This is a genomic window from Kitasatospora sp. NPDC058965 (assembly GCF_042741245.1).
Lineage (GTDB): Bacteria > Actinomycetota > Actinomycetes > Streptomycetales > Streptomycetaceae > Kitasatospora.
The window spans coordinates 1-6011 of sequence record NZ_JBHYKG010000417.1; the positions used below are offsets into that span (position 1 = coordinate 1).

At 75.5% G+C, this 6011-nt stretch carries 7 protein-coding genes; 1 reads left to right on the forward strand and 6 read right to left on the reverse strand.

What is annotated here, in order from left to right; all coding sequences use genetic code 11:
• Positions 1-99: 99 nt before the first annotated feature.
• The 6 genes from ACFW1A_RS37280 to ACFW1A_RS37305 all read right to left on the reverse strand — a co-directional run bounded on the left by ACFW1A_RS37280 (position 100) and on the right by ACFW1A_RS37305 (position 4509).
• A complete protein-coding gene (locus tag ACFW1A_RS37280) occupies positions 100-1467 on the reverse strand; it encodes an EsaB/YukD family protein (RefSeq protein ID WP_380417515.1) in 1368 nt (455 codons plus the stop codon).
• A gap of 47 nt (positions 1468-1514) precedes the next feature.
• Positions 1515-1832, reverse strand: coding sequence for a WXG100 family type VII secretion target (locus tag ACFW1A_RS37285; RefSeq protein WP_380417517.1), 318 nt, complete (start codon positions 1830-1832; stop codon positions 1515-1517).
• 23 nt (positions 1833-1855) lie between these two features.
• The gene (locus tag ACFW1A_RS37290; protein ID WP_380417519.1) at positions 1856-2212 is read right to left on the reverse strand and encodes a WXG100 family type VII secretion target; all 357 of its coding nucleotides are present in this window, start codon (positions 2210-2212) and stop codon (positions 1856-1858) included.
• A 144-nt stretch (positions 2213-2356) separates the two neighbouring features.
• Positions 2357-3250: a ribokinase gene (locus ACFW1A_RS37295; protein WP_380417521.1), complete on the reverse strand. Its 894-nt coding sequence runs from the start codon at positions 3248-3250 to the stop codon at positions 2357-2359.
• 10 nt (positions 3251-3260) lie between these two features.
• Positions 3261-3608: a transglycosylase family protein gene (locus tag ACFW1A_RS37300; protein ID WP_380417523.1), complete on the reverse strand. Its 348-nt coding sequence runs from the start codon at positions 3606-3608 to the stop codon at positions 3261-3263.
• 145 nt (positions 3609-3753) lie between these two features.
• Positions 3754-4509, reverse strand: coding sequence for a transglycosylase family protein (locus ACFW1A_RS37305; RefSeq protein WP_380417525.1), 756 nt, complete (start codon positions 4507-4509; stop codon positions 3754-3756).
• 588 nt (positions 4510-5097) lie between these two features.
• Here ACFW1A_RS37305 and ACFW1A_RS37310 point away from each other — a divergent pair.
• Positions 5098-5988, forward strand: coding sequence for a hypothetical protein (locus ACFW1A_RS37310; RefSeq protein WP_380417527.1), 891 nt, complete (start codon positions 5098-5100; stop codon positions 5986-5988).
• Positions 5989-6011: the final 23 nt, after the last annotated feature.

Consider the following 6011-nt stretch of genomic DNA (forward strand, 5'->3'; position numbering starts at 1 on the left):
CCCGGGTGGCGGCCCGGGCACCGCGACCGGCGCGGTGGTCCAACTGGCCGCGCGCTGACCGCCGCCGGGGCACCGGCCCCGGCGGTCGGCCGTGCGGCCTCAGAGGTGCCGGCCCAGACCCATCAGCTGACCGAAGAGCCCGAACCCGGCCAGCAGCAGCGGGATGCCCAGCGCGCCGAGCACCGCGCCCAGCGGACCGAGCCAGGCCGGCCGCGGCAGCGCCCGCAGGTCGCGCCGCAGCAGCTTGCGCAGCCCGTAGCCGAGCAGGCCCAGCGCGACGGCGGCCAGCAGCACGGGCGCCGTCCAGGCCGGCCAGTGCAGGGCGCCGGGACCGGTGAGCAGCAGCGCGAACACCCCGGCGGTGCCGGCCAGTGCGCCGGGCACCACCTCGACCACCACCTTGGCGGCCCCCGCCCGCAGCAGCAGCGCCAACGCGAGGCACCCGGCCAGCCCGGCCCCGTAGACGGTGTGCGAGACCGCCAGCAGGACCAGCGCCGCGGCGAGCACCGCGGACAGCACGGCCGACCAGACGGCCAGCAGGGTCATCGCGGTGTGCACGGCCAGCCGCACCTGCTCGCCCTCGTCCGGGTCGCCCGACGGGTCCACCGGGTCGCGCCGGCGGAAGGCCACGGCCACGATCCGACCCGCCGTCACGGGGGCCGCGCTGAGCAACAGGAAGGCCACCACGGCCGACACGGCCGCCGACTGCGCCCGGTCGGCGCCGAGGCCGACCAGGCCGCCGCCGGTGACGGCCGCCACCAGCACGGCGCCCAGCACCGCCAGGGTGGTCACCCCACTGGCCGCCGCGTACCCGAGCAGCGCCCCGAGCAGCGCCCCGGCCAGCGCGCCGGCACTGCCGGGCCCGTGGCCCGGCCGGACCGCCGGCAGGCACCAGCCCGCCACCGCGAGCGCGGGCACGGCGGTCAGCGCGGCACCGATCCGCAGCGCCGGCGGCACCGACCAGCGGCGCTCCCCGGCCACCCAGGCCAGCAGCGGCACGACCGTCCCGGCGACGGCCGCCGCCGCACCGACCGCCACCGGGCCCACCGGCCGCAGCCCGGCCAGGGCGAGCAGCACGGCGGCCAGCCAGGCCAGGCCCACCGCCAGCGCGGTGGCGGCCCGCGCCGAGGCGTCCCAGGGCCGGTCCAGCCACTGGTTGGACGCCTGCGCGACCTGCTCGGCCACGTCCAGCACCACCGGCTCGTCCAGTTCGCCGGCCAGCAGGTCGCGCAGGTACAGCACCTGCCCGTCGGCGACGCCGAGTTCGGCCAGCGAGCGCTCCGGCGCGAACGGACCCGCCAGCGCGGTCGCCAGCGACCAGGCCGGCGGCATGAGGGCGTTCTCCTCCAGCGCGCAGAGCCGGGCCAGGTCGTCCACGTAGTCCGTGATCGGCGCGCCGGCCGGGACCGCGAGGTCCACCTGCCTGCGGTCGCCGACCACGGTGATCCGGCAGTACTCGTCCGCCATGATGTGCCGTCAGGTCCTCTCGGGGTGCGGGGCGGTGCGGCCCGGGCTCAGCGGTGGCGCCAGGTGGAGACGTTGGCCCACTCGGCGTCGGAGTAGTTGACGAAGTTCACGTTCATCACGGCGGCCACGTTGCCCAGCACGCCGTTCGGGCCGAACAGGCCCTCGGCGGCGGTGTTCCACTCCTGCTGCATGATCTCGTAGTCGGCCGCCGCCTCACTGGTGGTCCAGGTGTCCCGCAGCGGTTCGAGCAGCTGGACCAGGCGCTGCAGCTCGCCGATGATCTCCTCGGCACTGGCGTGGATGTGCGGCCCGACCTCGCCCAACTGGGCGTGGACCAGGATCGAGGTGGCGTCGTTGCCCGGCACGGATTCTCCTCGGTGACGTCGGGTCAGCCCAGCCGCAGCGGCGGGAGCTCGTTCTGCAACTGCTCGATCTTGCGCATCGCCGCGTCCTCGGACTGCGCGTAGTTCACGTAGGTGCCGCGCAGGCCCTGGGCGATGCCGGTGAGCGCCTCGTGCAGCATCGCCGCGTAGACGTCCCACTCCTGCATGTAGATGTCGAACGCCTGGTGGGCCCGGCCCTGCCAGTAGGACTCGACGTTGGTGCGGACGTACGCCTTCAGCGCGTCCAGCTGCTGCTGGATCGCCGCGGCGGTCGAGTCCACCTGGACCGACGCGTTCTGCACCTCCTCCGGTGTGACCCGGAAGCCACTGGTCGCCACCGCCGCCTGCGACTGATCGGCCATCTGCCCCGCCCTCCCGCGCTGCGTCCGCTGCCGTGCTGCCGGCTCTCGTCACGGGTCAGCCTCGCAGCGCGGATCCGGACGGGGGCAGTCCCCCGTTCTGGTGTCCCGGCCCCGACCGGCCCGGAACGGGCCGACCGCCGGGTCTCAGGCCGTCCCCTCCACCGCCCCGCGGTCCGGCATCGCCGTGCGCGCGCCCGTCCGCGCCACGCTCAGGGCCGCCGCGCGGACGGCGAACCGGGCGGCCGCGCGCAGCGGGCGGCCCTCGGCGAGGGCGACCGCCAGGGCGCCGCAGAAGGTGTCGCCGGCCCCGGTGGTGTCCACGGCGGGCGCGGGCGGTGCGGGGACCAGCTCGTGCCCCGCACCCTCGCGGACCAGCGCGCCGGCGGCCCCCAGGGTCACCACCACCCGCTCGCAGGGCAGGGTGGCGGCGAGCCGGGCCGCGTGCGCCGCGTCGGTCACCTCGGCCACCCCGGCCAGGGCCGCCAGTTCGGTGCGGTTGGGCACCAGCACGTCGACCAGCGGCCACAGCTCCGCCGGCAGGCCGCCGGGCGGCACCGGGGCCGGGTTGAGCACGAAGGTGCCCCGGCTCAGCCGGGCGGCGGCGAGCACGGCGGGCAGCGGGACCTCCAACTGGGCGACCACCACCGCGGCGCGGTCCAGCAGCGGGCCGGCCGCCGCCACCGTCGCGGGGCCGACCCCGGCATTGGCCCCCGACGAGACCACGATGCAGTTCTCCGCCTGCCGGTCCACCAGCACCACGGCCTGCCCGGCCGGCCCGGGCAGCGTGGCCAGGTGGTCCACCAGCACGCCCTCGGCGACGAGTTCGGCCCGCAGCCGGTCGCTGTCCGGGTCGGAGCCGACCGCGCCGACCAGCGCCGTGCGGGCGCCCAACCGGGCGGCGGCCACCGCCTGGTTGGCGCCCTTGCCGCCGCCCAGCCGGTGCACCGGTCCGCCCGCGACCGTCTCCCCCGGCCGCGGCAGCGCGGCCACCTCGATCACCAGGTCCAGGTTGACGCTGCCCACCACCACGATGTCCATGGCCGTATTCTCAGCGCAGCAGCCCCAGGTCCCGCGCGCAGCCCGCCCAGGCCTGCCAGCCCTGCCGGCGCAGGATCTCCTGGGCCACCTGGATCTGCTGGCGCCGGGTGGCCAGGTCGGGCCGGGTGGCGAGCAGCAGCCCGCCCGCCTCGCGCCAGGTCGGCGGCCAGATCTGGAGTCCGCCGAAGTAGCCGTTGCCGGTGTTGGCGTGCCAGTCCCCGTCCGCCTCGCAGCCGGCCAGCTTCTCCCAGGTGGCGTCCGGCACGGTGACCACCGGCGCACTGGCCGGCGCGGCCCGGGTGGGGACGGCGAGCAGGGTCGCGGCGGAGGCGAGCAGCAGGGCTATTCGGTAGCGCATCCTCCGACTCTGCGGCCGGGCGCGCACCGCCCGCAGCCGCTGCTGCTCCGTTGGGGCCGGTCCCACCGGCCGCCGAACGCGACGGACCGCCGCCCCGGGAGAGGGGGCGGCGGTCCGTCGGGAACGCGGGCGGGCTGGGTCAGCCTCAGAAGGAGAGCACCTGGCCCGGGAAGATCAGGTTGGCGTCGCCGCCGATGACCTGGACGTTCTTCTGGTACAGGCTCTGCCAGTTGGTGCCGTGCGCGGCGGCGATGGCGCTCAGGGTGTCACCGCTCTTGACGGTGTAGCTGCCACCGCTGCGGTGGGTGCTCTGCGGCGCGGCGGCCGGCTTCTGGACCGGCTTCTGCTGCACCGGCTGCTGGACCGGCTGCTGCACCGGGGCGGTGTTCTGGGCCGGGGCCTGCTGCTGCACCGGGGCGCTCTTGGTGGCGGAGCTGCCGGAGCTCTTGGTGGTGGCCGAGGAGGACGCGGCCGAGGAGGTGTCGACCTGGGCCGGGGCGCCGCCCGCGGTCAGGCCGGCCTGGACCGAGCAGACCGGCCAGGCGCCGGGGCCCTGGTCGGCCAGCACCTTCTCGGCGATCGCGATCTGCTGGCCCTTGGTGGCCAGGTTCGCCTGCGGCGCGTACTGGGTGCCGCCGTAGGCGGCCCAGGTGGAGGAGGTGAACTGCAGGCCACCGTAGAAGCCGTTGCCGGTGTTGATGCTCCAGTTGCCGGTGCTCTCGCACTGGGCGACGGCGTCCCAGGTGGAGGTGGAGGCGGCGGAGGCCGTGGTGGCCGTGACGAGGCCGGCCACCGGGAGGGCGGCGGCGGCGCCACCCAGCACGGCCATGCGGACCCAGTTGCGCTTCTTCGGGGTCGCGGCGGCAGCGGTGGTGGCGGTGTTCTCGTTACGGAAAGTCATGGAGTCCCTCTCGACAGCCCCGGGCGGGCACACGGAACCGGACCCTTGCGGGCCGACTCGTCTGCCACGTCCTCAGGCGGCCGAGTACGTGTCGGACGTACCGCGCCGCCCCGGCCACTCCACCGCGCACCGTCCGGCCTGTTCGAGCGGCCGGACGGCGGGCACCCGGTACGGGTGCGTCGGGGGTGAACCCGGGTGGTGCTCGTTGCACCGGGAATGAAGGTAGGAGCCGGGGGCGCCCGGAATCAACCAATTGATGATCGTTTGCGGGTCGACCCAGGTCAGCCCTTCGTTACCCGGGGTAAGGATCATGGGCTTCCAAGGTCATCTGTCCGATTTGAACCATATTGCGCGACTCAAACCTCTTGTCCGGGTGGCGCCGGTCACGTCCCGGCGCCTGTGAGGCTGGGCACATCCTCGACAGAACGTGGTCAACCATCAACCAAGCGCAGTCGTTTCGGCGGCAATACCGGACAGCCGACCGGCGAACCCGTGACTCCGACCACAGCAGTCCGTTGGTTATGGCGGCCGAACCTGCCCGGTCCGCACCGGGCGTCGACCGCCGAGCCCCCGAAACGAGGAGTCCTGTTGCCGCGCTTGCTCGATGTCAGCGACGAGGTCCGCGCCGAGATCGGCGATGACGAGGCCGACCGTCTGCTGGGCGGGGTCCATGCCCCCGACACCTACGACTGCACCTCCTGCCGCACCCCCGGCGACTCGCAGCACGAGCGCACCAGCACCGTGCTGTTCGTCGGCGAGGAGACGGCGGTCCTGGCCTTCGCCCACGCCCGCTGCATCCCGTCCCAGGTCGTCCCGGTCTCCGAGGAGCAGCTGATCAGCGCCGTGCGCAGCATCAGCCAGGCGCAGGGCAGCGGCCAACCCACCCAGGCCGACTGGTCCGGCGCCGCCGACGCCCCCGGCTACGACCCGCTGACCGACCCGCTCCCGCTCGACGCGCCGCCCGCCCCGGCCGCCGCGGCGCCCGCCGCACCGACCGCCCCCGTCCCGGGCGAGCCCGCGGTACTGGGCGTCACCTGCGGGCTGGTGCTCTGCGGGGACACCGGGCACGCGGCCCTGGTGGTCGAGCCCACCGGACCGGTCGGCCGCCCCGGCAGCACCAGTGGCGCCGACGAGTTCCTGCCGCTGCTGCTGGGCCAGGGCTTCGCCGGGGTCGCCGACATGGACCAGCTGCCCGAGCGGCTGGTCGGCTGGTCGGTGCTGGTGGCGATGGGCCGGCTGCACTCGATCCTGCAGCCCTCGGCGGTGGGCAACAGCGCCTGGTGGCAGGCGCACCAGCCGCTGGTGGTGACCGACGCCTGGCGCAGCGCCGCCTCCCGGGACTCCAGCGTGGTGATGTACGCGGCCCCGGCCGGCACCATCGGCCGCCAGCCCCGCGAGGACCTGCTGCGCACCGCCCTCAACCGGGCCGCCGCCCAGGGCCTGCTGGTCGCCGCCACGCTGCCGCTCGCGGGCACCTGAGCCGGGTCCGCAGCGGCGGTGGG

Coding starts and splice junctions, on each gene's coding strand:
- ACFW1A_RS37280 (WP_380417515.1), bottom strand. CDS start 1,467: ATGGCGGACGAGTACTGCCGGATCACCGTGGTCGGCGACCGCAGGCAG.
- ACFW1A_RS37290 (WP_380417519.1), bottom strand. CDS start 2,212: ATGGCCGATCAGTCGCAGGCGGCGGTGGCGACCAGTGGCTTCCGGGTC.
- ACFW1A_RS37295 (WP_380417521.1), bottom strand. CDS start 3,250: ATGGACATCGTGGTGGTGGGCAGCGTCAACCTGGACCTGGTGATCGAG.
- ACFW1A_RS37300 (WP_380417523.1), bottom strand. CDS start 3,608: ATGCGCTACCGAATAGCCCTGCTGCTCGCCTCCGCCGCGACCCTGCTC.
- ACFW1A_RS37305 (WP_380417525.1), bottom strand. CDS start 4,509: ATGACTTTCCGTAACGAGAACACCGCCACCACCGCTGCCGCCGCGACC.